This window comes from Pseudomonas allokribbensis, from assembly GCF_014863605.1.
Lineage (GTDB): Bacteria > Pseudomonadota > Gammaproteobacteria > Pseudomonadales > Pseudomonadaceae > Aquipseudomonas > Aquipseudomonas allokribbensis.
This window is the reverse complement of the sequence record NZ_CP062252.1, coordinates 6,466,892-6,492,075: the sequence shown is the minus strand read 5'-3', so window position 1 is coordinate 6,492,075 and position 25,184 is coordinate 6,466,892. Positions and strand designations below refer to the sequence as shown.

20 protein-coding genes are annotated in these 25,184 nt (G+C 61.5%); 10 read left to right on the top strand and 10 right to left on the bottom strand.

Annotated features, from left to right (window positions below; all coding sequences use genetic code 11):
• Positions 1 to 93 precede the first annotated feature (93 nt).
• Positions 94 to 1,299: a zinc metallochaperone GTPase ZigA gene (gene zigA, locus IF199_RS29945; RefSeq protein WP_192559348.1), complete on the top strand. Its 1,206-nt coding sequence runs from the start codon at positions 94 to 96 to the stop codon at positions 1,297 to 1,299.
• Positions 1,299 to 1,949: a DUF1826 domain-containing protein gene (locus IF199_RS29940; protein ID WP_192559347.1), complete on the top strand. Its 651-nt coding sequence runs from the start codon at positions 1,299 to 1,301 to the stop codon at positions 1,947 to 1,949. Before zigA ends, IF199_RS29940 begins: the two co-directional genes overlap by 1 nt.
• Before the next feature lie 4 nt (positions 1,950 to 1,953).
• On the opposite strand, the gene IF199_RS29935 is transcribed toward IF199_RS29940, so the two are convergent.
• Entirely contained in the window at positions 1,954 to 2,310 is a 357-nt protein-coding gene (locus IF199_RS29935; protein ID WP_102620641.1) for an NADH:ubiquinone oxidoreductase, read from the bottom strand.
• A 25-nt stretch (positions 2,311 to 2,335) separates the two neighbouring features.
• On the opposite strand from IF199_RS29935, the gene IF199_RS29930 reads away from it, so the two are divergent.
• Positions 2,336 to 3,307: a CobW family GTP-binding protein gene (locus IF199_RS29930; RefSeq protein WP_192559346.1), complete on the top strand. Its 972-nt coding sequence runs from the start codon at positions 2,336 to 2,338 to the stop codon at positions 3,305 to 3,307.
• Between the two features lies 1 nt (position 3,308).
• On the opposite strand, the gene IF199_RS29925 is transcribed toward IF199_RS29930, so the two are convergent.
• Positions 3,309 to 3,722 carry a DUF3301 domain-containing protein gene (locus IF199_RS29925; RefSeq protein WP_096817106.1) on the bottom strand — a complete coding sequence of 138 codons (414 nt, stop codon included), beginning with the start codon at positions 3,720 to 3,722 and terminating at the stop codon, positions 3,309 to 3,311.
• Positions 3,723 to 3,839: 117 nt separating this feature from the next.
• Between IF199_RS29925 and pdxY the strand changes: the two genes are divergently transcribed.
• Positions 3,840 to 4,712 (top strand): pyridoxal kinase PdxY, encoded by an 873-nt coding sequence (pdxY, locus tag IF199_RS29920; protein WP_085708787.1) that lies wholly within the window; start codon positions 3,840 to 3,842, stop codon positions 4,710 to 4,712.
• Positions 4,713 to 4,755: 43 nt separating this feature from the next.
• On the opposite strand, the gene IF199_RS29915 is transcribed toward pdxY, so the two are convergent.
• Positions 4,756 to 5,238 (bottom strand): acyl-CoA thioesterase, encoded by a 483-nt coding sequence (locus IF199_RS29915; protein ID WP_003229693.1) that lies wholly within the window; start codon positions 5,236 to 5,238, stop codon positions 4,756 to 4,758.
• A 283-nt stretch (positions 5,239 to 5,521) separates the two neighbouring features.
• On the opposite strand from IF199_RS29915, the gene IF199_RS29910 reads away from it, so the two are divergent.
• Positions 5,522 to 7,285, top strand: a complete 1,764-nt coding sequence (locus IF199_RS29910; RefSeq protein WP_192559345.1) for a cation:proton antiporter — start codon at positions 5,522 to 5,524, stop codon at positions 7,283 to 7,285.
• A 21-nt stretch (positions 7,286 to 7,306) separates the two neighbouring features.
• Here IF199_RS29910 and IF199_RS29905 read toward each other — a convergent pair whose 3' ends face one another.
• The 4 genes from IF199_RS29905 to uvrD form a co-directional block, all read right to left on the bottom strand.
• Entirely contained in the window at positions 7,307 to 7,714 is a 408-nt protein-coding gene (locus IF199_RS29905; RefSeq protein WP_007995855.1) for an SMI1/KNR4 family protein, read from the bottom strand.
• Positions 7,715 to 7,852: 138 nt separating this feature from the next.
• Positions 7,853 to 8,728 (bottom strand): Tim44 domain-containing protein, encoded by an 876-nt coding sequence (locus IF199_RS29900; RefSeq protein ID WP_102620644.1) that lies wholly within the window; start codon positions 8,726 to 8,728, stop codon positions 7,853 to 7,855.
• A 175-nt stretch (positions 8,729 to 8,903) separates the two neighbouring features.
• A complete protein-coding gene (locus IF199_RS29895) occupies positions 8,904 to 9,344 on the bottom strand; it encodes an EamA family transporter (RefSeq protein ID WP_016984014.1) in 441 nt (146 codons plus the stop codon).
• A gap of 80 nt (positions 9,345 to 9,424) precedes the next feature.
• A complete protein-coding gene (gene uvrD / locus IF199_RS29890) occupies positions 9,425 to 11,608 on the bottom strand; it encodes a DNA helicase II (RefSeq protein ID WP_192559344.1) in 2,184 nt (727 codons plus the stop codon).
• Positions 11,609 to 11,867: 259 nt separating this feature from the next.
• Between uvrD and IF199_RS29885 the strand changes: the two genes are divergently transcribed.
• The 3 genes from IF199_RS29885 (at position 11,868) to IF199_RS29875 (ending at position 16,073) form a co-directional block, all read left to right on the top strand.
• Positions 11,868 to 14,741: a GGDEF domain-containing phosphodiesterase gene (locus IF199_RS29885; protein WP_192559343.1), complete on the top strand. Its 2,874-nt coding sequence runs from the start codon at positions 11,868 to 11,870 to the stop codon at positions 14,739 to 14,741.
• 150 nt (positions 14,742 to 14,891) lie between these two features.
• The gene (gene hexR, locus IF199_RS29880) at positions 14,892 to 15,758 is read left to right on the top strand and encodes a transcriptional regulator HexR (protein WP_007954250.1); all 867 of its coding nucleotides are present in this window, start codon (positions 14,892 to 14,894) and stop codon (positions 15,756 to 15,758) included.
• Positions 15,759 to 15,866: 108 nt separating this feature from the next.
• Complete coding sequence (locus IF199_RS29875; protein WP_096817116.1) at positions 15,867 to 16,073, top strand: PA3496 family putative envelope integrity protein; 207 nt, start codon at positions 15,867 to 15,869, stop codon at positions 16,071 to 16,073.
• Here the strand turns inward: IF199_RS29875 and IF199_RS29870 are convergent.
• A complete protein-coding gene (locus tag IF199_RS29870; protein ID WP_096817118.1) occupies positions 16,015 to 16,977 on the bottom strand; it encodes a LysR family transcriptional regulator in 963 nt (320 codons plus the stop codon). The genes IF199_RS29875 and IF199_RS29870 overlap by 59 nt on opposite strands.
• Before the next feature lie 191 nt (positions 16,978 to 17,168).
• Here IF199_RS29870 and IF199_RS29865 point away from each other — a divergent pair, with 191 nt between their 5' ends.
• The gene (locus IF199_RS29865) at positions 17,169 to 18,584 is read left to right on the top strand and encodes an acetyl-CoA carboxylase biotin carboxylase subunit (RefSeq protein WP_096817120.1); all 1,416 of its coding nucleotides are present in this window, start codon (positions 17,169 to 17,171) and stop codon (positions 18,582 to 18,584) included.
• Positions 18,585 to 18,595: 11 nt separating this feature from the next.
• Positions 18,596 to 20,404: a sodium-extruding oxaloacetate decarboxylase subunit alpha gene (gene oadA, locus IF199_RS29860; RefSeq protein ID WP_096817122.1), complete on the top strand. Its 1,809-nt coding sequence runs from the start codon at positions 18,596 to 18,598 to the stop codon at positions 20,402 to 20,404.
• Between the two features lie 104 nt (positions 20,405 to 20,508).
• On the opposite strand, the gene IF199_RS29855 is transcribed toward oadA, so the two are convergent.
• Both IF199_RS29855 and IF199_RS29850 read right to left on the bottom strand, forming a co-directional pair.
• Complete coding sequence (locus IF199_RS29855) at positions 20,509 to 21,582, bottom strand: autotransporter outer membrane beta-barrel domain-containing protein (RefSeq protein ID WP_341807711.1); 1,074 nt, start codon at positions 21,580 to 21,582, stop codon at positions 20,509 to 20,511.
• Between the two features lie 595 nt (positions 21,583 to 22,177).
• Positions 22,178 to 25,135, bottom strand: a complete 2,958-nt coding sequence (locus IF199_RS29850) for an autotransporter outer membrane beta-barrel domain-containing protein (RefSeq protein WP_192559341.1) — start codon at positions 25,133 to 25,135, stop codon at positions 22,178 to 22,180.
• Positions 25,136 to 25,184 lie beyond the last annotated feature (49 nt).

Here is a 25,184-nt window from a genome sequence, read left to right as displayed (position 1 = left end):
CGTCTGCTTCTCTGACGGTCTCGTCGAAGCCCAAGAACGCCTGCCGCCGAGAGCGTTTCCTGCGTTTAGCTACCGTTTGATGAGGTTTACCCCATGTCTTCCCCGCTTCCCGTGACCGTTTTATCCGGCTTTCTTGGCGCCGGAAAAAGTACACTTTTGAATTACGTACTACGTAACAGAGACGATCTGCGTGTGGCGGTGATCGTCAATGATATGAGCGAAATCAACATTGATGGCAGCGAAGTTCAGCGTGATGTCGACCTGAACCGCGCAGAAGAAAAACTCGTGGAAATGAGCAACGGCTGTATCTGCTGTACGTTACGCGAAGACCTTCTGGAGGAGGTCGCCAAACTGGCCCGGGAAGGTCGATTCGATTATCTGCTGATCGAATCCACCGGCATTTCCGAGCCACTGCCGATTGCCGAGACCTTCACCTTCCGCGACGAGCAGGGCCAAAGCCTCGCGGACATCGCTCGCCTCGACACTATGGTCACTGTCGTCGACGGCCTGAATTTCCTGCCTGATTTCCAGGCCGCCGAAAGCCTGGCCTCCCGTGGCGAAATTCTTGGAGAAGAAGATGAGCGTTCGATCACCGATCTGTTGATCGAACAGATCGAGTTCGCCGACGTTCTGTTGATCAGCAAGATCGATCTGATCAGCAGCAGCGAACGGGAAGAGCTGATGGCGATCCTCAAGCGGCTCAACGCTAACGCCGAAATCATCCCGATGGTGATGGGCGAAGTGCCGCTCGAGAAGATCCTCAACACCCACCGCTTCGACTTCGACAGGGCTGCAACGGCCCCGGGCTGGCTACGGGAATTGCGTGGCGAGCATGTGCCGGAAACCGAGGAATACGGCATCGCGTCCACGGCTTACCGCGCGCGTCGACCCTTTCATCCTCAGCGTTTTTTCGACTTCATCGATCGGCCCTGGCTGAACGGCAAGCTGCTGCGCTCGAAAGGTTTCTTCTGGCTTGCGAGCAAACCCACGGATGCCGGCAGCTGGTCCCAGGCGGGCGGTTTGATGCGCCACGGTTTCGCCGGGCGCTGGTGGCGCTTCGTGCCAAAGAATCAGTGGCCACAGGATCAGGAAAGCACCGCTGCAATCATGGAAAACTGGACCGCCAGCGTAGGAGACTGTCGTCAGGAGTTGGTGTTTATCGGCCAGAACATCGATTTCGCACAACTCAAGTCAGCCCTGGATGACTGCCTGCTCACCGATGCCGAGATGGCGCTCGGTGTTGAAGGATGGCGATTACTGGCCGATCCGTTCGGCCCTTGGCATGACGAGGCCGCGTGATGCTTGCCCTCAAACCGTTGCAAAACAGAACGCGTCAGCAAGTCCTCGGCCCGACCCCACAAGCGCTGGCGAGCATCCTGGAAGATGAAATCAACCTTGCCGTCTGGCAGCGGCAGCTTCCGCTGCATGTCGCCGATTTCGCGAGATTGTTGCTGTCATTGGATGAGCCCTACGCCGAAGCGCTGAGCCTCGAATTACACGACGAAGACACCGAACCGGACCTCACTGGCCTGGCCAGTGGATTCCGTGATCTGGAAGGCTACGAAGGTTTTATCGCCGACCTGAAATGGCTGGTCGGCGCCTTCGCCTGCCTGCTCGGGGCACGGCGGATCGGCCTGCGCTTGCGTGTGCTGGACAAGGCGATGTGCCCGCGTTTTCACGTTGATCATGTGCCTGTCCGGCTGATTACCACCTACGCCGGTATTGGCAGCGAGTGGCTGAAGGAAGGGGAAATGGATCGCCGGCAACTGGGAAAACCACTCGCCGAACCGCAGGAAAAATCGCGGATTCAGCAACTGGTCAGCGGCGAAGTGGCGCTGCTCAAAGGAGAAAAGTGGCACGGCAACGAAGGTTTCGGCCTGATCCATCGTTCTCCGCAATCGGCTTCGGGTGAACGGCGTCTGATGCTGACCCTCGACTGGCTGGGCTGATGCCTCAAGGCTTGAGCCAGTTGCCCTGGCTCTGGCTTTCGCAGTACGGCTTCAAATAGGCCGCATCGGTGGGCACGCCGTAATAGTGGATATCCTGGCGATAAGGCATATTGGCGACTTGCGCGTTGCTGCACACGCCAAAAGCCCCGGTTGGGCACTGATCGACGTACTGCACGTCGACTGTCTGCCCCGCCAGAGTGGGTTTGCAGAAGCCGTCATTGAACAGTTTCTCCGGGATGTTGCGGTTCTGCTGGCAGACCTTCACGTCGAGGCGTTCCGCCTGGCTGTGCACCACACAGGCCTGGGCCAGTGCTTCGCCCGACACCAACGCCAACAGCAACGACCATCCCATCCACCGCATTCCCGACCTCCAGAAAACCTTGATCATGTTGCAGAACATTCCCACCCACGTCATCGCAGGCCCCTTGGGCGCCGGCAAGACCAGCCTGATCCGCCAGCTCATGGCGCAGCGACCGGCCGGTGAGCGCTGGGCGGTGCTGATCAACGAGTTCGGCCAGATCGGCCTCGACGCTGCGCTGTTGACCCGGGACGCCGATGGTATCGCACTGGGCGAAGTGGCCGGGGGCTGTTTGTGTTGCGTGAACAGTGCGCCGTTTCAGATCGGGCTGGGACGTTTATTGCGCAAGTCTCAGCCGGATCGCCTGTTCATCGAGCCTTCCGGATTGGGGCATCCGGTGCAGTTGCTGCAACAACTGAGCGAGGCGCCATGGCAAGGCGTTCTCGCCGTTCAGCCCTGCGTTCTGGTGCTGGACGCCCAGGCACTGGTGGCGGGCAAGACACTGCCTCCGGCTCAACAGGAGGCGATCCCGAATGCCGGCCTGCTGGTGTTGAACAAGGCAGAAAGCCTCGATGAATCCGAGCGTGAGCTGATCGTCCGCCAGCTACCGCCGGTCAGGCTGATCTGGACACAACAGGCGTCGTTGCCCCTGAGCGAATTACCGGGTGTGACAGCTCAAGCGCAAGCGGGTGTGGATAAGTTGATCGTGCCCAAGGGGCTGGCGCAGATGCCGGCCGTCTGGAGCGATCCGGCTTTACCGATTTGCCTGAGTCAGGCGCAGGAGGGCGGTTGGAGCATCGGCTGGCGCTGGCACCCAAGCCAGACGTTTGACGTGATTCGCATCACTCAGTGGCTGGAATCTCTGCACTGGCGCCGGGCGAAGCTGGTTATCCACAGCCAGGACGACTGGCGGTCAGCCAATGCGCTGGATAACACCAAACTGGACTGGCAGCCTAGTGAGTGGCGCAAGGATTCACGGATCGAGCTGATTTTCGACCAGCCGCAGGCGATCGACGAGTTGCAGGCAGGATTGGCCGGCTGTCGGATTCAAGCGGCCTGACTCAAGGCTTCCACTTGGTGTGTTCCTGGCGCCACTGGCTCAGCTCGATCACTTGCGCGGTCGGCTTGGCCACTTCCACCACCGGTGGGGTGTCGTCGAACGGTGCCGGGTAGGGCGCCAGTTCGATCTGAGCGCTGTGGGGGCCGAACTGGGTGATGGTACCGTTGTGACGGGTTTCGCCGGTCACGGTGAACTCGAAGTTGTAGACCCGGGCCAGACGTCGACGGCCACTGGCATCCTTGATGAAACCGATCTTCTTCAGCGCCACGTTGCCGTCGAGCAGTTCGACGCCGACATTCACGCAATGCTGCTTGACCCGTTCCAGCGCCCGCTCACGCAGGCCGTGGTTGTGCCACAGCCACGCGCCGGCAACGGCGAACAGCATCAGCACGAAAATGTTTTCCAGGGTCAGCATCAACAAGAAACTCCAAAAGTTGGCATCAGCTTAACTGCGTCGCCGGTCTGTCGTACAGGCTGCGTTTCGTCGCATACTGCGCGGCTTGAATTTCAATCGTTTTACGGAAAAACCCGAATGAAACGTACGCCTCATCTGCTCGCCATCCAGTCCCATGTGGTGTTCGGCCACGCCGGCAACAGCGCTGCGGTTTTTCCGATGCAGCGGGTCGGGGTCAATGTCTGGCCGCTCAACACCGTGCAGTTTTCCAACCACACCCAATACGGCCAGTGGGCCGGGGAAGTGCTGGCACCGCAGCGGATCCCGGAACTGGTTGAAGGTATCGCCGCCATCGGTGAATTGGGCAATTGCGACGCGGTGCTGTCCGGTTATCTCGGCAGTGCGGCGCAGGGCCGGGCGATTCTCAGTGGCATCGAGCGGATCAAAGCGGTCAATCCGAAAGCCCTGTACCTGTGCGACCCGGTGATGGGTCATCCGGAGAAAGGTTGCAGCGTGCCGGCCGAAGTCAGCGACTTCCTGCTCGACGAAGCCGCAGCGGTGGCTGACTTCATGTGCCCGAACCAGCTCGAGCTGGACAGCTTCTCCGGGCGCAAGCCGCAGTCGCTGTTCGATTGCCTGGCGATGGCGCGCGCGCTGCTGGCGCGCGGGCCGAAAGCGGTGCTGGTCAAGCATCTGGATTACCCGGGGAAACCGGCGGATGGCTTCGAGATGCTGCTGGTGACGGCCGAGGGCAGTTGGCACCTGCGTCGTCCGCTTCTGGCGTTCCCACGTCAGCCGGTCGGTGTGGGCGATCTGACGTCCGGCCTGTTCCTGGCGCGGGTGCTGCTCGGCGACAGTCTGGTGGCGGCGTTTGAATTCACCGCAGCGGCGGTGCATGAAGTGCTGCTGGAAACCCAGGCCTGCGCCAGCTATGAACTGCAACTGGTGCGGGCGCAGGACCGGATCGCTCATCCGCGGGTGAAGTTCGAGGCGACGGCGATCAGCCTCTGATCATTGCAGCGCTCGCAGGCATGGCCTGCGAGCGCTCTGTCACTCAGGCGTCGCCCTTGATTTCCTGATAGCGCTTTTCCAGCTCCTGGCGAATCTGCCGGCGTTGCTGGGCCTGCATGTAACGACGTTTGTCTTCGCTGTTCTGCGGTTGCAGCGGCGGCACGGCGGCCGGTTTGCGCTGATCGTCCACCGCAACCATGGTGAAGAAGCAGCTGTTGGTGTGGCGCACCGAGCGCTCGCGAATGTTCTCGGTGACCACTTTGATGCCGACTTCCATCGAGGTGTTGCCGGTGTAGTTGACCGACGCCAGGAAGGTCACCAGTTCGCCGACATGGATCGGCTCGCGGAAAATCACCTGATCCACCGACAGGGTCACCACGTAGCGGCCGGCGTAGCGGCTCGCGCAGGCGTAGGCCACTTCGTCGAGGTATTTGAGCAGGGTGCCGCCGTGGACATTGCCAGAGAAGTTGGCCATGTCGGGGGTCATCAGTACCGTCATCGACAGCTGGGCGTTTCCGGGTTCCATAACGTTCTCACGGGTCAAGGCAGGGTTGCTGGAAGAAGCACCTCTGCGGGTGCCTGGTCGCTTTTCAAAACCACCGTTATCGGGACGCCGGGCAACTGGCCGCCGTCACGCCCGGATCGATCTGTTTCCATATATTGCACCGCCTTTCAGCCGGAAGTCGCGGTGTTACCCTGCAAAAGCCCACCCCAAGGGCGATTCCTACATCTAAAGCGGATTTTTACTCAGCTCGCCCAGACGTTTTCAGACGCCTGCCGCGAGCATCGTCATTCAAGGAGCCCACGCCATGCATGCCATCAGCTTTATTCAGGATCTGGCGGTGATCATGCTGGTCGCAGGCGTGGTGACTGTGCTGTTCCACCGTTTCAAACAGCCGGTAGTGCTCGGCTATATCGTCGCCGGCTTCATCATCGGCCCGCACACGCCGCCGTTCGGCCTGATCCACGACGAAGAAACCATCAAGACCCTCGCCGAGCTGGGGGTGATTTTCCTGATGTTCTGCCTGGGCCTTGAGTTCAGCCTGCGCAAGCTGTTCAAGGTCGGCGCCACGGCGTTTATCGCGGCGTTCCTGGAAATCATCCTGATGATCTGGATCGGCTACGAAATCGGCCGCTGGTTCGACTGGAACACCATGGACTCGCTGTTCCTGGGCGCCATCCTGGCGATTTCCTCGACCACCATCATCGTCAAGGCGCTCAACGATCTGAAGATGAAGAACGAGCGCTTCGCCCAGTTGATCTTCGGTGTGCTGATCGTCGAGGACATTCTCGGCATCGGCATCATTGCGCTGCTTTCAAGCATCGCGGTCAGCGGCACGGTCAGCTCCGGTGAAGTGTTTTCCACGGTCGGCAAACTCTCGCTGTTCATGATCGTCGCGCTGGTCATCGGTATTCTGCTGGTCCCGCGATTGCTGGCCTATGTGGCGAAGTTCGAAAGCAACGAGATGCTTCTGATCACTGTGCTCGGCCTGTGCTTCGGCTTCTGCCTGCTGGTGGTCAAGCTTGAATACAGCATGGTGCTCGGCGCATTCCTGATCGGCGCGATCATGGCCGAGTCGCGGCAATTGCTGAAGATCGAACGCCTGATCGAACCGGTTCGCGACCTGTTCAGCGCGATCTTCTTTGTCGCCATCGGCCTGATGCTCGACCCGATGATCCTTCTGCAATACGGGTGGCCGATTGCGGTGATCACCGTCGCCGTAGTGTTGGGCAAGATGTTGTCCTGCGGCCTCGGTGCGTTTATCGCTGGCAATGACGGACGCACCTCACTGCGGGTCGGGATGGGCCTTTCGCAGATTGGCGAATTCTCCTTCATCATCGCCGCGCTGGGCATGACGCTGCAGGTGACCAGCAACTTTCTTTATCCGGTCGCCGTGGCGGTCTCTGTCATCACCACGCTGCTGACGCCGTACCTGATCCGCGCGGCCGATCCGCTGTCGATCAAGCTGTCTGCTGCCATGCCGCAGCGTCTCGGGCGGGTGTTCGGGATGTATGGCGAATGGCTGCGCAGCATTCAGCCGCAGGGCGAGGGCGCGATGCTGGCGTCGATGATCCGGCGGATTCTGTTGCAGGTCGGGGTCAATCTGGCGCTGGTGATTGCGATCTTCTTTGCCGGCGCGTTCTTTGCCGGGCGCCTCTCGACGTGGCTGCAGGACTGGATCAGCGATCCGAGCTGGCAGAAGGCGTTGATCTGGGGAGGGGCGTTGCTGCTGTCGCTGCCGTTCCTGATCGCGGCCTATCGCAAGCTCAAGGCGCTGTCGATGCTGCTGGCCGAGATGGGCGTGAAGCCGGAGATGGCGGGGCGTCACACACAGCGAGTGCGCCGGGTGATCGCCGAAGTGATCCCGATCCTCTCGCTGCTGGTGATTTTCCTGCTGCTGGCAGCCTTGTCGGCCAGTATCTTGCCGACCAACAAGCTGCTGGTGCTGGTCGCCGTGGTCGCGGCCGCCGTGGCGGCGCTACTCTGGCGCTGGTTCATCCGGGTACACACGCGGATGCAGGTGGCCTTGCTGGAAACCCTCGACAACCACAAGGAATCGTCGGGGCATTGATCCGGCGGGGCGGCTGGGGGATCAGCTTTCCAGCCAGACGTCCCGTGCCCAGTGCCAGACCGATTCCCAGGACTCTTCGGTGATCAGCTCTTCTTCGCCGGACCACAACACCACGGTGCCGTCTTCTTCGACGCAGTAGTAGTTGTCGCCGTCCTGGCAGATCGGGATCAGGTCGCGCGGCACGCCGGCGTCCCAGGCGTTGGCCGCCACATCCGGCAGGTAGGTGTGGGATTGCGGGTCGGTGACGGTCACCGGCTCCAGGCTGCCGTAAACCACGTCGCTGACGGTCAGCAGAAATTCCTTGAAGACAAACGGGATGTTGATGAAGAGCTCTTCTTCGACTTCCACCAGTTGGTCTTCGTCAGGCAACTCCAGGGGAACCGGTACGGGTTCGTTGGCTTCGCGCAGTTGTTCGATGATTTCTTCCACGTCCGGGATCCTCTTGCTTGAATGGCGCGGTTTATATGGGGCGGTTTATACAGTAGCTCGCTATAGATGCAACCGCGAAATAGAAAACCCCGGCCGAGGCCGGGGTTTTTATTGCTGCGGGTAAAACGTCGGAGGTGATCAGCCGTTCTGGCGGATACCGGCGACCAGCCAAGGCTGGTTGTCGCCCTGCGGACGTTCCATGTTCCAGCTTTCGCTGAACACTTCGCCCTGGTCGAAACGCGAGGTTTTCGACACACCGGTGAAGGTCAGGGTCGCGATGGTCTTGTCCGCACGATCATCCACGCCATCCAGTTGAACCTGAAGGTTGTCGATGTAGGTGGACTGGAAGCCATCACCCAGATCAGCACGCTCACGCTTGAGGAAGTCGAGCATTTGCGGGGTCACGAACTCGGCGATCTTGTCCATTTCGTTGGCGTCCCAGTGCTGCTGCAACGCCTGGAAGTGGCTGCGGGCGGCTTCGAGGAAGCGCTGCTCGTTGAACCAGGCCGGTGCGTTGATCACCGGACGGGCGGCAGCCGGAGCGGCCGAACCACCGAAGATCGAACCCATGGCAGCCGGCTTCTGCTCGAACACTTCACGCTGCATCGGCGCGCCGGCCGGAGCGAACTGCTCCTGCTGCTTGCGGCGACGAGCGGCGATGAAGCGGAAGATCACGAACGCGATCACGGCCATGATCAGGATGTCGAAGATCTGCATGCCCTGGAAGCCGCCGCCCATGAACATGGAAGCGAGCAGGCCACCGGCGGCGATGCCGGCCAGAGGGCCGAGCCATTTGGAAGCGCCACCGGCCTTGGCGGCGGCGCCAGCGGCACCGGCAGCGCCCGCGGTCGCTGCCGCGCCGCCGACGCTTGGAGAAGAAGGAGCCATCTGGCTGGTCTGGTGCGTCGGCGCAGCGCCGGCGCTTTTGCCACCACCAAAGCGCTTGGCGTTGGCGTCGAGGCTCATCGTCAGGCCGATGCACAACGCCATGGCGATGCTAAGAAAACGTTTCATAAAGGGAATTCCCGTTTGTGGAGACACGCGCGCCATGTTGCACAGCTGAAATGTCACTGGCTAGCGAGAGAGTGTTTCGGGCTTTTGCCTGACAGGTTACGTTCAGCTCGGTCGAGGCAATAAGGCCATGTACTTTTGTCTGTAGGAAAAGTAGGTACGTTCAGTGGGAAATTGATCAGCGTCGAAACGCCAACATCACCACGCCAGCCGTGATCAGGCCGATGCCGCCCCATTGGCGCAGGTCGAGTTTCTCACCCAGCAGGATCACACCGAGCACCGCCACGAGCACCACGCTGAGCTTGTCCACCGGGGCGACCAGCGAGGCCGGTCCGACTTTCAATGCCCGGAAGTAGCACAGCCACGAAGCCCCGGTACCCAGGCCCGACAGCAGCAGGAACAGATAGCTCTTGGCAGAGATCGATCCCAAGGACTGATATTGGCCCGTGGCGTACAAAATCAAGGCCAGACTGACGAGTACCACGATGGTGCGCAGCAGGGTGGCGAAGTCGGAGTTGACGTTTTCGATGCCGACCTTGGCGAAGATCGCCGTCAGCGCGGCGAAGGTGGCCGAGAGCAGGGCCCAGAATGTCCAGGAGGAAAAGAAGCCAGAGCCCATGTTTCGTACCTTTCAGGATTGAACCGTTGCCGTGTGATCGTTCCCACGCAGACGCCTCGACGTGGGAACGATGAGCAACTCTAGATCGCTTCCAGCTTCGCGTAACCCAGCATCAGCCACTTGCTGCCTTCGCTGAAGTTCACCTGAACCCGCGCCTGGGCGCCGGCGCCTTCGAAGTTGAGGATCACGCCGTCGCCAAAGATCGAGTGCCGTACGGCCTGGCCGAGGCTGAGACCGGTTTCCGGGATCTCGGCGCCGCTGAACAAGTTGCTGCCGCTCATCGCCTGGTTGCCGCCGAACGGTCGGCTGACGCTGTTCGACAAGCGCACTTCCTGAATCAGGCCTTTCGGTACTTCCCGTACGAATCGCGACACCTTGTTGTAGGTTTCGCTGCCGTACAGGCGTCGGGTTTCAGCGTAGGTCATCACCAGGTTCTGCATCGCCCGGGTGATGCCGACGTAGGCCAGGCGCCGTTCTTCTTCAAGACGTCCCGGTTCTTCCAGGCTCATCTTGTGCGGGAACAGGCCTTCTTCCATGCCCACCAGGAACACGTAAGGGAATTCCAGGCCCTTGGCGCTGTGCAGGGTCATCAACTGAATGCTGTCTTCGTGCTCGTCGGCCTGGGTGTCGCCAGCCTCCAGCGAAGCGTGGCCGAGGAACGCCGCCAGTGGCGTCAGGTCTTCGTCTTCTTCGGTGTTCTCGAAGTTGCGCGCGGCGCTGACCAGTTCCTCAAGGTTTTCCACCCGGGCCTGGCCTTTCTCGCCTTTTTCCGCTTCGTGGTAAGCGATCAGGCCGGATTGCTCGATGACAGTCTGAGTCATCAGGTGCAACGGCATCTCGGCGCACTTGGCGGCGAGGTTCTCGATCAGCTCGATAAACGCGCCGAGGGCGCCGGCGGCACGACCGGTCAGGCCTTTATTGGCCACCAGTTGGCGCATGGCTTCCCACATCGACACATCGCTGTGACGGGCATGGTCGCGAATCGCTTCGACGGTTTTTTCGCCGATGCCGCGGGCCGGGACGTTGATCACCCGTTCCAGCGCCGCATCGTTGCCGCGACCTTCCAGCAAACGCAGATAGGCCATGGCGTTCTTGATTTCCGCCCGCTCGAAGAAACGCTGGCCGCCATAGATGCGGTACGGAATGCGTTCGCGCAGCAAGGCTTCTTCCAGAACGCGGGATTGGGCGTTGGAGCGGTAGAGAATCGCGATATCGCTGCGAGCCAGGCCGGTTTTCAGCGCGCTTTCGATGGTTTCGACAACGTAGCGTGCTTCATCATGTTCGTTGAACGCGGCGTACAGGTTGATCGCTTCGCCGTCGCCGCCGTCGGTCCACAGCTCTTTGCCCAGGCGCCCTGTGTTGTTGGCGATCAAGGCGTTGGCGGCTTTCAGGATGCCGGCGGTGGAGCGGTAGTTCTGCTCCAGACGGATGGTCACCGAGTCCGGGAAGTCGGAGGAATACTGGTGAATGTTCTCGATTTTCGCACCGCGCCAGCCGTAGATCGACTGGTCGTCGTCGCCAACCACCATCAGGCTGTCGCCGCCCTTGCCGAGCAGACGCAACCAGGCGTACTGCACGGCGTTGGTGTCCTGGAACTCGTCCACCAGAATGTGCCGGAAACGCTTCTGGTAATGCGCCAGCAGGCCCGGATGGTCGCGCCACAGGTCGAGGGCGCGCAGCAGCAGTTCGGAGAAATCGATGACGCCGGCGCGCAGGCAGGCAGCCTCGTAGGCTTCATAGATGCCGCGCATGGTGGCCAGGTACAGATCGCCGCTGGCCTGAATGTGTTGCGGACGCAGACCTTCGTCTTTCTGCCCGTTGATGAACCACTGGGCCTGACGGGCCGGCCAGCGCTGTTCGTCCAGCCCCAGCTCACGGATCACCCGTTTGACCAGTCGTTGCTGGTCATCGCTGTCGAGGATCTGGAAGGTCTGGCTCAGCCCGGCTTCCTGCCAGTGCGCCCGCAGCAGGCGGTGCGCCAGGCCGTGGAAGGTACCGACCCACATGCCGGCCGGGTTGATTCCCAGCAATTGCTCGATGCGGTGACGCATCTCGGCAGCAGCCTTGTTGGTGAAGGTCACCGACAGGATCGAGTGGGGCGAGGCGTTTTCGACCTGGATCAACCAGGCGATACGGTGCACCAGCACTCGGGTTTTGCCGGAGCCGGCACCGGCCAGGACCAATTGACGACCAACGGGAGCCGCTACGGCCTGGCGTTGGGCATCGTTGAGGGAGTTCAGCAGAAGGGAGAGATCATCGCGCATCGGGGCATTCTAGGGTGCGCCGCAGGCCCGGGCAAACCGAGCTTTGCATTAGCCGATGAAAGTGCTGCCAATGACGACCGGTCGGTCACCGGCTACAGGCGTTGGCCCGCCTCGCTTCGGGGCTTTCGCGGGTGTCGGGAGGCCGAAAAGTTTCGGCGAAATTATGATCTGGAGCAGTTTGGCAAGTGGTTGGGCTTGTGTATGCTCCGTCCACGTTTCCGGGCGCATGCTCACACTTATAAGAACAAGAACGTTGCCTATGACCCTCAGCTTCGACCTGTCGGGCCCCTCTGTGGAACCCCGGGTGATCCGCAAGCATTACGCCACCCAGATGGCGGTCGAGCGCACGCGCCTTCTTTATCAGGGTTCGCTGTTGCCCACCCTGTTCATGTTGATCAATGGTCTGGTCTGCGCCGGTCTGCTCTGGAGCCCGCAGCGTTACTTTGTGGTCAGCGTCTGGATGGTGTGGCTGCTGTCGCTGGTGGCACTGCGGGTGATTCAGGTCGCGGCCTTCGATTCGGCGATTCCCGATCGCCAGGCCCAGCCGATCTGGGGGCGGATGTTCCTGCTCGGTTCGACCATGACCGGCCTGACCCTGGCCGGCGCCGGCATCGCCCTGGTCCCGGCCGACAACTTCATGCAGCAAGCCTGGGTGTTCGGCCTGATCGGTGCCGCGACCCTGTCGGCCAGCGTGGCTTACGCCGTGAGCATTCCGGCCTTTCTTTCCTTTACCTTGCCGTGCCTGCTGCCGGCCATCGGCTATCTGTTCTGGGGTGGTGACGAGCAGGCGCGTGGCTGGGGCTGGCTCGGGCTGATTTTGCTCGGCTCCCTGAGCGTGGTGGCGTGGCAGGTCAATCGGCTGATCGACCGCGGTTTGCTACGACGCTTCCAGAATCAGCACCTGATCGAGCATCTGCAACAGGCGCAATCGCGCAGTGAACAGCTCAATCAGGAGTTGGCGAAAGAAATCGAGCACCGCCGCTGCGCCGAGGGCAAATTGCGCGAAGCCCAGGTCGAACTGGAAGATCGTGTGGCCCAACGCAGCCGTGAGCTGGACGCCGCCAATCAGGCCCTGAGCAAAAGCGAAGCGCGCCTGGCGCTGGCGTTGAAGGCCAGTGAGCTGGGGCTGTGGGACTGGAACCTGCAGACCGATGAGGTTCACCACACGCAGATTCAGGAGCTGTTCGGCATTGACCCGGAATACGTCACCGGGCTGCTCAGGCATCTGCGCCCACGCTTGCACCCGGAAGATGTTCCGGCCCTCAAGCGAGCACTGATCGAGCATTTGAAGGGGCGCACCGAGGATTATCAGATCGAGTACCGCGTGCGTCATGGTGACGGCCACTGGGTCTGGATCGAAGACCGTGGCCGTGCGGTGGAGCGTGACGACAGCGGACGGGTGATCCGCATGGTCGGCACCCGGCGCGACATCAGTGTCAGCAAAAGTCTGGAGGCCCAGCAGCAACTGGCCGCCACGGTATTCGAGGCCGCCAGCGAAGGTATCGTGATCCTCGACCCGAATTATTCGCTGATCGCCATCAATCAGGCTTTCAGCCGGGTCACCGGTTACGACATCGACGACATGCTCGGGCGCAACGTCGTTGAACTGCCGTGCAGTCGTGATGCCCGCCGACACTATGTCGCCATCCGTCATGCGCTGGAGCAGCACGGCAGCTGGCAGGGCGAACTGGTGGAGACCCGCAAGAACGGCGAGTTGTACCCGCAGTGGCTGCAACTGAATGCGGTGCGCGACAGCCGGGGAAATGTGAGTCATATCGTCGGCTTCTTCGCCGATCTGTCGGCGCGGCGCGAATCCGAAGAGCGCATGCGCTACCTGACCCACTATGACGAACTCACCGGCCTGGCCAACCGCTCGCTGTTCCGCGAACGCCTGCACGAAGCCCATCAGCGCGTGCGGCAGGGCGGGCGGCGGAGTCTGGCGCTGCTGCACATTAATCTGGATCGATTCAAGCTGCTCAACGACAGCCTTGGCCACGAGATTGCCGACCAGTTGCTGCAAAGGATGTCGCGGCGTCTGGTCAGTGCCTTGCCGGAAGCCGACACGATTGCCCGGTTGTCCGGCGACGAGTTCGCGGTGCTGTTCGATGCCTATGGCAACCTGTCGAGCCTGGCGCGGGTCGCCACGCGGCTGTCGGCCAAACTGCGCCTGCCACTGACGGTAGAGGGGCATGAATTGGTGGTCAGCGCCTCGATGGGCATCAGTATGTTGCCGGACAACGCCCGGGAGATTTCCGCGCTGGTCAGCCAGTCGAATATGGCCATGCAACATGCCAAGCATCTGGGCGGCAACAACTTCCAGTTCTACACCGACAGCCTGCAAGCCAGCACACTGGAGCGTTTGCAGCTGGAAAACCAGTTGCGCAAAGCCATCGAAGACCAGCAACTGAACGTGTTCTACCAGCCGAAACTGTGTCTGGCGACCGGCCGTCTCAACGCGGCCGAAGCGCTGGTGCGCTGGGATCACCCGACCATGGGCCGGGTGCCGCCGGGGGACTTTATCGGTCTGGCTGAAGAGACTGGGTTGATTGGTCCGATTGGCGAGTTCGTGTTGCGCCAGGCCTGTTGGCAGGCCTGCGAATGGCAGCGTCAGGGGCTGGCACCGATCCGGGTTTCAGTGAACCTGTCGGTGCATCAGCTGCGTCAGGGGAAACTGGTCAGCCTGGTGCGACAAGTGCTGGAGGAAACCGGCCTGGCTCCGCACTACCTCGAACTGGAACTGACCGAAAGCCAGTTGCTCGACAGCGTCGAACACATCATCGCCACGTTCCAGCAGCTGCGGGATCTGGGGGTGAAACTGGCGATCGACGATTTCGGCACCGGCTATTCATCGCTGAGCTATCTGAAGCGGATTCCGGTGGATTACGTGAAGATCGATCAGGCCTTTATCCGTGGGTTGGGGGAGGGCAGCGAGGACGCGGCGATCACCCGCGCGATTATCGCCATGGCCCATGGTTTGTCTTTGAAAGTGGTGGCCGAAGGCGTCGAGCGGCCGGAGCAGCTTGAGTTCTTGAAGGCCGAAGGCTGCGACGAGGTGCAGGGGTATCTGATCAGCCGTCCGGTGGAGGCTACCGGTCTGGCCGGGTTGTTACGCCAGCAGGAAAATCCCCGGTAAAGGGCTACATGCAGCGCATGTCGCCTGATCCGGGGCGATCCAGTTACGCATTGAGCAGGCAAAATGCGGATTCATGTAGTATAACTACAAGCTTGCTACATCCTTGGCATCTGGCCAAAGCACATCTTTCCATAACAAGAGTCCAGCCCCTTGAATCTGCTGCAACACATCGCCCAGTCACGTCACCTGTTACGCAAGTCGGAGCTCAAGGTCGCCGACCACGTGCTGCTTGACCCTGCGGCAGTGATGCACAGTTCCATGGCCGACCTGGCCCACAGCGTCGGCATCAGCGAGCCGACCATCGTGCGCTTCTGTCGCGCCATCGGTTGCTCCGGTTTTCAGGACCTGAAACTCAAACTCGCGCAAAGTCTTGCGGCCGGTGCCAGTTTCGGTCAGTTCGCGATCCATGAAGACGACTCCGTCGCCGACTACAGCCTGAAGATTTTCGACACCACGTTGCACACGCTGATGGAGGTTCGCGAGAAGCTCGATCCGCTGGAATTGCAGCGAGCGGTGACGCTGATGTCCCAGGCCCAGCGCGTCGAATTCTATGGTTTTGGTGCGTCAGGCGCGGTGGCGGCGGATGCGCAGCACAAGTTCTTCCGCCTGCTGCTGACTGCTGCGGCGTATTCCGACCCGCACATGCAGGCGATGTCGGCGGTGACGCTGAAGCCGACCGACGTGGCGATCTGCATTTCCCAGTCCGGCCGTTCCAAAGACCTGCTGATCACCGCCAACCTCGTGCGCGAGAGTGGTGCATCACTGATCACCTTGTGCCCGAGCCAGACGCCGCTGGCCGAGCTGTCGACCGTCAACCTGGCGATCGACGTTCATGAAGACACCGAAATCTATACGCCGCTGACCTCGCGTATCGCCCACCTGGTGGTGATCGACGTGCTGGCAATGGGCGTGGCCATGGCGCGCGGGCCGAGCCTGGTCAACCACCTCAAGAGCGTCAAACGCAGCCTGCGCAGCTTGCGGCTGTCGCCAAAATCGGTGAAAGCGCTGGATGACTGATGGTCATGGGGTGAAGGCAATCTTCATCTGCCTGTAACCCCGACGCAGCCAAACCGTCATCCCTCGCGCCTATCGTGAAACTCCCGTAATCGCCTTGGGAGACTCGAAATGGCTCAGCCTTACGAAGAACGCAACAGCGCCGCGAAAACCCGTCGTCAGCAGGAAGACCAGCGCCGCATGGAATTTCGCCGCGCTATCGAAGATCGCTTCGAACTCCGTCAGCTTCAGGCCGAAATCGGCGATTTTCCCGAGGACATCAATCACTGGCAGGCAGCGCCTTCAGCTTCCCGTCGAAGCGCTCAACCAGCGCGCTGATCTGCACCCGTTCGCTGCGGATAAACGCCAGGAAGGCGTGGGCCACCGGTGACAACCGTTTGGCTTTGGCTTGCACCAGGCACCAGCTGCGCAACAGCGGCAACTCTTCGACCGGCAGCTCCACCAGGCCGCCGGTCGCCAGCTCCAGGTTCAGGGCGTGGCGCGTCAACAGTGCCAGGCCCAGACCCGCCAATACGCACTCACGCTGAGCTTCCGCCGACGCCACTTCCTGGGTCTGGGTGAAGTGCACGCGCTTCTCCTTGAAGTACTCCTCGCAAGCCAGTCGCGTTCCCGAGCCGGGTTCGCGAATCAACAAGGTGTAGGGCTCAAGATCCTGAAGGCGAAGCGGCCCCATGTGTGCCAGCGGATGGTCCGGTCGGGCGGCCGCCACGATCGGGTTGTTGAGGAACGGCAGGAACTCCAGACCCATGTCCTGCGGCACCATCGACATGATCACCAGATCGTCGCGGTTGTCGGAGAGTCGGCGGATCACCTGGCCGCGGTTGACCACCGTCAGTTGCAGATTCACTTCCGGATGCTGGCGTTTGAACGCTGCAAACAGGTGCGGCACGAAGTATTTGGCGCTGGATTCCACCGCCAGTTTCAACTGGCCCTGCAGCGAGCCCTGCATGTCCGACAGCTGCATGTCGAGGTTTTCCAGGCGGCCGAAGATGTCGCGGCTGGCGCGCTGGAGTGCTTCTGCCGCCTCGGTCATGTAGAGTTTTTTGCCGACGTAATCGAACAACGGCTGCCCGATCAGCTCTTCCAGCTGACGAATCTGTAGGCTGACGGCCGGTTGTGTGAGAGACATTTCCTCGGCTGCGCGGCTGTAGGAGCGCAAATCACACACTTCGTTGAAGATCTGCAATTGACGCAATGTCATACGCATCAAGGACTTACGCATTTTCTACAGGCTCTGGCCGCTGGCTGGTGCAACGACTATAAGTCTTTACTTATGCCTGACCCAATTTTTATTCATTTTTGTTAATCCCTTGTGAGCGCTAGTGTGAAGGCGCGACCAGATTGAAACATTTGGTCACGCGTCGACCTGGGTCTAGCAGGTCGTGGGTACCACCGGCTCAAGGGAACCTCCAAGTGATAACAAAGATCCTGATCGCCAACCGTGGTGAGATTGCCGTACGAATCGTGCGTGCGTGCGCCGAGATGGGCATCCGCTCGGTTGCGATTTTTTCCGACGCCGACCGGCATGCCTTGCATGTGAAGCGTGCGGACGAGGCCCACAGCATTGGTGCCGAGCCGCTGGCCGGTTACCTGAACCCGCGCAAGCTGGTGAACCTGGCCGTGGAAACCGGCTGCGATGCACTGCACCCCGGCTACGGTTTCCTTTCGGAAAACGCCGAGCTGGCAGACATCTGCGCCGAACGCGGTATCAAATTCATTGGCCCGTCGGCGGAAGTCATCCGCCGCATGGGCGACAAGACCGAAGCACGCCGCAGCATGATCAAGGCTGGCGTTCCGGTCACGCCGGGCACTGAAGGCAACGTCTCGGGCATTGAAGAGGCGCTGACCGAAGGCGACCGTATCGGTTATCCGGTAATGCTCAAGGCTACTTCCGGTGGTGGCGGTCGCGGTATCCGTCGCTGCAACAGCCGCGAAGAACTCGAACAGAATTTCCCCCGGGTCATTTCCGAAGCCACCAAGGCCTTCGGTTCGGCAGAAGTGTTCCTGGAAAAATGTATCGTCAATCCGAAACACATCGAAGCCCAGATCCTCGGTGACAGCTTCGGCAACGTGGTGCACCTGTTCGAGCGCGACTGCTCGATTCAGCGCCGCAATCAGAAGCTGATCGAAATCGCCCCGAGCCCGCAACTGACCCCGGAACAGCGCGCCTACATCGGCGACCTGTCGGTGCGCGCGGCCAAGGCCGTGGGTTACGAGAACGCCGGCACCGTGGAGTTCCTGCTCGCCGAGGGCGAGGTGTACTTCATGGAGATGAACACCCGGGTGCAGGTGGAACACACCATCACCGAAGAAATCACCGGGATCGACATCGTTCGCGAACAGATCCGCATCGCCTCCGGCCTGCCGCTGTCGGTGAAACAGGAAGACATCCAGCATCGCGGTTTTGCCCTGCAATTCCGGATCAACGCCGAAGACCCGAAAAACAACTTCCTGCCGAGCTTCGGCAAGATCACGCGCTACTACGCCCCCGGCGGCCCGGGCGTGCGGACCGACACGGCGATCTACACCGGCTACACCATCCCGCCGTTCTACGACTCGATGTGCCTGAAACTGGTGGTGTGGGCACTGACCTGGGAAGAGGCGATGGACCGTGGTCTGCGCGCCCTCGACGACATGCGTCTGCAAGGGGTCAAGACCACCGCCGCGTACTACCAGGAAATCCTGCGCAACCCGGAATTCCGTAGCGGCCAGTTCAATACCAGCTTCGTTGAAAGCCACCCGGAACTGACCAACTACTCGATCAAGCGCAAACCCGAAGAGCTGGCCCTGGCCATCGCCGCCGCCATCGCCGCCCACGCAGGCCTGTGAGGAATAGAACAATGACTAAAAAGATTTTCGTAACCGACACCATCCTGCGCGACGCCCACCAATCGCTGCTCGCCACCCGCATGCGCACCGAAGACATGCTGCCGATCTGCGACAAGCTGGACAAGGTCGGCTACTGGTCGCTGGAAGTCTGGGGCGGCGCGACCTTCGACGCCTGCGTACGATTCCTGAAAGAAGACCCGTGGGAGCGCCTGCGCCAACTGCGCGCCGCGCTGCCCAACACCCGTCTGCAAATGCTCCTGCGCGGCCAGAACCTGCTGGGCTATCGCCATTACAGCGATGACGTGGTCAAGGCGTTCGTCGCCAAGGCCGCAGTCAACGGTATCGACGTGTTCCGCATCTTCGACGCGATGAACGACGTGCGTAACCTGCGCGTGGCCATCGAAGCGGTGAAGGCTGCCGGCAAACACGCCCAGGGCACCATCGCCTACACCACCAGCCCGGTGCACACCATCGACGCGTTCGTCGCCCAGGCCAAGCAAATGGAAGCCATGGGTTGCGACTCCGTGGCGATCAAGGACATGGCCGGCCTGCTGACCCCGTACGCCACCGGTGAACTGGTCAAAGCCCTCAAGGCCGAGCAATCGCTGCCGGTGTTCATCCACTCCCACGACACCGCCGGTCTGGCCGCGATGTGCCAGTTGAAGGCCATTGAAAACGGTGCCGACCACATCGACACCGCGATCTCCAGCTTCGCCTGGGGCACCAGCCACCCGGGTACCGAATCGATGGTCGCAGCCCTCAAGGGCAGTGAGTTCGACACCGGCCTGAACCTGGAACTGCTGCAGGAAATCGGCCTGTACTTCTATGCCGTGCGCAAGAAGTACCACCAGTTCGAAAGCGAATTCACCGCCGTCGACACCCGTGTTCAAGTCAACCAGGTACCGGGCGGGATGATTTCCAACCTGGCCAACCAGTTGAAAGAGCAGGGCGCGCTGAACCGCATGAACGAAGTGCTGGCAGAGATCCCGCGCGTGCGCGAAGACCTCGGCTTCCCGCCGCTGGTGACCCCGACTTCGCAGATCGTCGGCACCCAGGCGTTCTTCAACGTGCTGGCCGGTGAGCGTTACAAGACCATCACCAACGAGGTGAAGCTCTACCTGCAAGGCGGCTACGGCAAGGCGCCGGGCACCGTGAACGAGAAGCTGCGTCGTCAGGCCATCGGCAGCGAAGAAGTGATCGACGTTCGTCCGGCCGATCTGCTCAAGCCGGAAATGACCAAGCTGCGTGCCGATATCGGCGCACTGGCCAAGTCCGAAGAAGACGTGCTGACCTTCGCCATGTTCCCGGACATCGGCCGCAAATTCCTCGAAGAGCGTGCCGCCGGCACCCTCACCCCGGAAGTGCTGCTGCCGATCCCGGAAGCAGGCAAGGTGGCTTCGGCCGGCGGCGAAGGCGTGCCAACCGAGTTCGTCATCGACGTCCACGGCGAAACCTACCGCGTGGACATTACCGGTGTCGGCGTCAAGGCCGAAGGCAAGCGTCACTTCTACCTGTCCATCGACGGCATGCCGGAAGAAGTGGTGTTCGAGCCGCTCAACGAATTCGTCGGTGGCGGCAGCAGCAAGCGCAAGCAGGCTTCGGCACCGGGCCACGTCAGCACCACCATGCCGGGCAACATCGTCGATGTGCTGGTCAAGGAAGGCGACACCGTCAAGGCGGGCCAGGCTGTGCTGATCACCGAAGCGATGAAGATGGAAACCGAAGTCCAGGCCGCGATTGCCGGCAAGGTCACTGCCATTCATGTTGCCAAGGGGGACCGGGTGAACCCGGGCGAAATCCTGATCGAGATCGAAGGCTGAGATAACGGCCTCGATACAACGCTTTAAACCTCGGGGGGGCATGTGCTCCCCTTTTTTTTGCCTTTCAGGCACTGCCGCAGTGAGCGGCAGCGCCCGACCGGGGCTCAGAACGCCATTCGCCACTGGCCCGATACGCCATGGTTGCGACTGTCGGTGCCGATTTCTCCGGTCAGACCGACACCCACAGCGTGGCTGTTCGAGATCGCCAGATCCAGCCCGGTGTCGAGCTGCAGACTGTTGCGATCCAGTTCGGCGCCGTAAACGGTGTAGTCATGGCCGCCGGTGGCCAGTCGTTGGCGGGTGCTGGTGTAGGTTTCGCCGTAAACGTGTTTCCACCCCGCGCTGAATCGTGGCGTGAGGCGCATGCCGTTATCCAGCGTGCTGACTTTCGCCATGCGCAGGCCGACAGTGGTGTTGAAGTTGCCGTGGGATTGAGCGTGAACCTTGAGCGCCGCAGCCCCACCTTTCTCGGTGTAGCCGTCACGCTGGTAGCCTTGGTAGCCGAGGCCGGCAAACGGCTCGATGCTGACGTTGGCCCGGTCAAGGTTGTATCCCGACTCGATGAACGCTTGCTGGGTTGTGGCGTGGTAGCTGCCCTTGAGCCGGTCATGGAAGCGATCGAACGAGACTTCGCGACGGGTGCTGCCTTCATGGCTGCTCCAGGCTGCACCGAGCCGAAGTGACAACGGACCCGTCTGGCGCAAGGCATAAGCGCCCAGGTGCCAACTGTCGAGATCGCCGTCCAGCTCTTTGCTGTCGATGCGCGTGTCGGAGGTGCCGCCCATCAATCCCAGACGCCATGCTTCATCGATGCGCCAGTCCGCACCGAGTAGCAGTCCCTTGGTGGAGTGCTGCATGGGCTCCACATCGCGATCCAGCTTCCCGCCGTGTCCGAGGGCTTGCAGCCAGACCCTGCCGGTGTCTGCGTTACCGGCCGCATGGCGTGGTGAGTTTCCCGGTGAGTCGTGGGCATTATCGAGTTGGTGCATGGCCGACAGCAGGCTGGCGCTGACCGGCGTGACGCTGCTCAGGGTTGCCTTGGCGAGGTTGGCGTTGCTGCCGCCGGCGAGTTGATCGTAGGCGATGGGGGTCGTGGTTTCGTCGGCAGCGAGCAGGGCTTCGATGGCTGCGTTGCCGGCGGATGGAGGGGAATCCGTTGACGGTGGCTGGTCAACCACTTGGGTTTGTTGAGCTGCGGGCGTTTCGGCCAGAACCGGTTCGGGTAAGGGCGTTGGTTTTTCGATGCTTTCTTCGAGCGCGCTGCCGCTCTCTGTTGTGGCGACTTTCTTGGGTTGAATGTCATCGGATGTGTGAGCGGGTACTGCCGGAACCTCAGTGCTGACGGGGCTTGTTTCGGGTGTCGGAACGATCCTTTCTTCACGCGGTATTTCTTCGGCGAGACTGAGTGGAGCAGGTATTTCCTTCTTCTTGCGCGGCTTTTTGACCTTCACCTCGATATCGACGTGCGCGTCGGGTTCTGATTGCTCCGCCAGTGAAAATTCTACGCAACCGATAGCCAGCGCAACCGCCAGGACAAGATGTTGGAGCTTGTATTTGCATTGAATGGGCATTCAGTTTGGCCTCATGAAGGATGAGGCCAAACTGTAAAAGTCGAGGCCGGTACACCGATGCCGGGCGATTCCGAGCCGGGCGCAGGGGATGACGTCTGCTTTTGTAGCCCGGTCGGTGGCGAGTGATGAGCCTGCCCTGGTTTACCTGGTCGACCAGATGCCTTTGCCTACAACCCCCGCTGAAGTATCGATTGGCGAAACCTCAGAAACTCATCTGCCACTGCCCGATCAACCCGTGATTGCGACTGTTATTGCCAATCTCGCCGCTGTAGCCGAGCCCCAGCGTATGCCGCGCCGAAACGCCCAGGTCCAGCCCAGCCTCGAGAACCAGGCTGTCACGATCCAGCGAGCTGCCATCGACGCTGAACGCGGTACCGCCCACGACAAATGCCTGACGGGTCGAGCTGCTGACATCGCCATACGTGTGTTTCCAGCCTGCGGCCATGCGCGGAGTCAGGCTCATACCGTTTTCGAGCGAGTTCAGGTGCGCCAGGCGCAGACCGACGGTGCTGCTGACGTTGTCCTGAGTCTGACTGTCGACTTGTAACGCCGCCGCGCCACCCTTTTCCTGATAGCGGTCGCGGTGATAGCGCTGGTAGCCGAGGCTGGCGAACGGTTCGGCGCTGAGCCGCCCGCTGCCCATGGCGTAGCCGAGTTCGGCGAAGGCTTGCTGGCTGTTGGCGTCGTAATCGCCTTTGGGTCGGTCGCTGAAACCGTTGAACGCAACTGTGCGTTTGCTCTCGCCCTGATGACCGCTGTAAGCCGCGCCCAGACGCAAGGCTATCGGGCCGTTTTGATGCTGGGCATAGACCCCGACGTGCCAGCTTTCGACATTGCCATCGACGCCGGTGGCGTCCAGATCGGTCTTCGAATAGCCACCGAGCACGCCCAGTCGCCATTGTGGATTCAGCGCCCAGTCGGCACCGAGTACGCTGCCCTTGGTGCGTTGTTCCAGACGGCCATTGCCATGTTCGCCATCGAGCTTGCCGTAGCCGCCGATGGCTTGCAGCCAGAGCCGGCCCTGAGCATTGGGATCATTCAGGTTTCGGGCTGCGGCCGGTACGCCGTTGGCGGCGAGGATCGGTGTGTCGCGCTGATCGAGGCCGACCATCAAGCCGGGACTGCCGCCCATCTGTTGCATCGCCGAGAGCATGCTGCTGCCGACCTGGCTGCTGGCGCCGAGGGTGGCGCTGGTCAGGTTGGCGTTGCTGGCGCCGGCCAGTTGCTCGATGGCTGCGCCTGCACTGCTTTGAGTGGTGTTGAGCAAGGCGTTGTACAGCGCATTGTTCTTGCCCATCGAGGCCAGGCTGTTGGCCGCGTTGCTGCCGTTACCGGTGGCGGCGAGTTCATTGAACGCCACGTCGTTGCGGGTGTAGGTCAGGTCGACCTGAGTCGGCGTGTAGGCGAGGGTTGGCGTGAGGAACGCGTAGTCGCTGGTGACCGCGCCAAACGTACCGTTGACCCGCGCAGCCTGCAGCACCGTGTAATGGCTCTGCCACGGATACGTGCCGCTGCCGGGATTGACCGCCAGTGTCGCGCCACTGAGGTTGGCCGTGCCGCCGACCTGGACCGGCGCGCTGCTGCCATCGGCGTTGACGCCGTAGGCGAGGGTGGATGCGCTGCCCATGTTCAAGTCGTGCACGATGGTTGCTGTACCGAGCCGGGTGTCAGTGCGCAACGTGCCATTCACGTTGAGGTTGCTCACCGAGCCGCCGCCGGCATAAACGCCGCCGGCGTCCACGGTCAGGTTGCCGGCGATGCCGCCCTGGTTGATCAGGGTGGCGCCGTTGCGCACGGCACCGCCGTCGCTGAAATCGCCGCTGCCGGTGAGGGTCCAGGCGCCTTGTTTGACCTCCAGCCATTCGAAATTGCGGCTGGCACCGAAGCTGCCGCCCGCCGCGTCGTCCATCACTACCCGGTCGTAACCGGTGCCGCCATCGGCCACGCCGACAAAGCGGCTGCCGTTGCGCAGTGTCAGGCTGTCGTTGCCACCGCCCAGGTCCAGCGCCAGACCGTTGCTGCCGGTGATCGTGCCGCCGTTGATCACGTTGTCGGCGAACTCACCGACGAACTTCACGCCGAAACCGTCGAGCCCTTGAATGGTGCCGTAGTTTTCCAGCGTGGTGGCCGCCAGTCCCGAACCGCCGCTGCCGTCGTCCACCAGAATGGCGCTGTTGGCACCGCTGATCAGGGCACTCTTGGCGTTGAGAATGTAACCACCGCCCAGCGCGATGCCTTCACTGCCGTTGGCGAAACCACCCTTGTCCACACCGCCGGCGCCAACGCCTTGAATGGTGCCGTAGTTTTCGATGTGGGCGATTTTGTCGATGTCCACGCCGTCACCGTCGCCGTTGGGCTGCAACCCGGAATACGCACCAGTGATGGTGCCGTGGTTGATCACCGTGCCGTCGCCGTCGGAACCGAAACCGGAACCATTGCGCCCGGTGATCTGCCCGTAGTTCACCAGCGTCGCCCCGAGGTCGGTGGTGATGCCATGTCGGCCGCCGGAGATCACGCCGTAGTTGGTCACGCTGACACCGGTTGCGGTGTCGATATCGATGCCGTCGAACTTCTGGTCGGCGTTGTGCGAGTCACCGGTCGAGATCTCGCCATAGTTGCTGATGGTCGCGTTGGCGCCGGTCTTCATGCCGTCGCTGGCGTCGCCGCGAATCAGCCCGCCTGCGCGGTTGATGATGGTGGTTTTCACCCCGTCGCTGCGCAACGCATCCAGATCCAGGCCCTGGCCGGTGGTCGAGCGAATGGTGCCGCTGTTGTCGATCAACAGGCTGCCGCTGACGAAGTTGCTGTCGATGCGAATCGCGTCGTTGGAGCCGAGAATCTGTCCGCCGCTGCGGTTGTAGATGGCGTAATTGCGCGCCTGGGTCAGATCGCCACTGCTGTCGATGGCCCGGCCACCGGTGGAGATAATCTTGCCGGCGTTGTCGATGATCACGCCGACACCGCTGGTGCTGTCCTTGAGGCTCACGGCCTTGCCGCTGTTGGTGATGCTGCCCGGCGCCGAAATCGTCAGGGTGTCGTTGCCGCCCAATGTCTGCGACGCGGTGGTGGCGGTGTCGATCTGCACGGTCTTGCCGTGGGCGGTGCTCGTGGCGATCAACAGGGCAGTGGCAAGCGACAGGCGCTGAGGCGGGAACGACATGGTGAGAACGTCCTTTTAGTTATTAGCGAGGGCGTTCTGTATAGCGGAG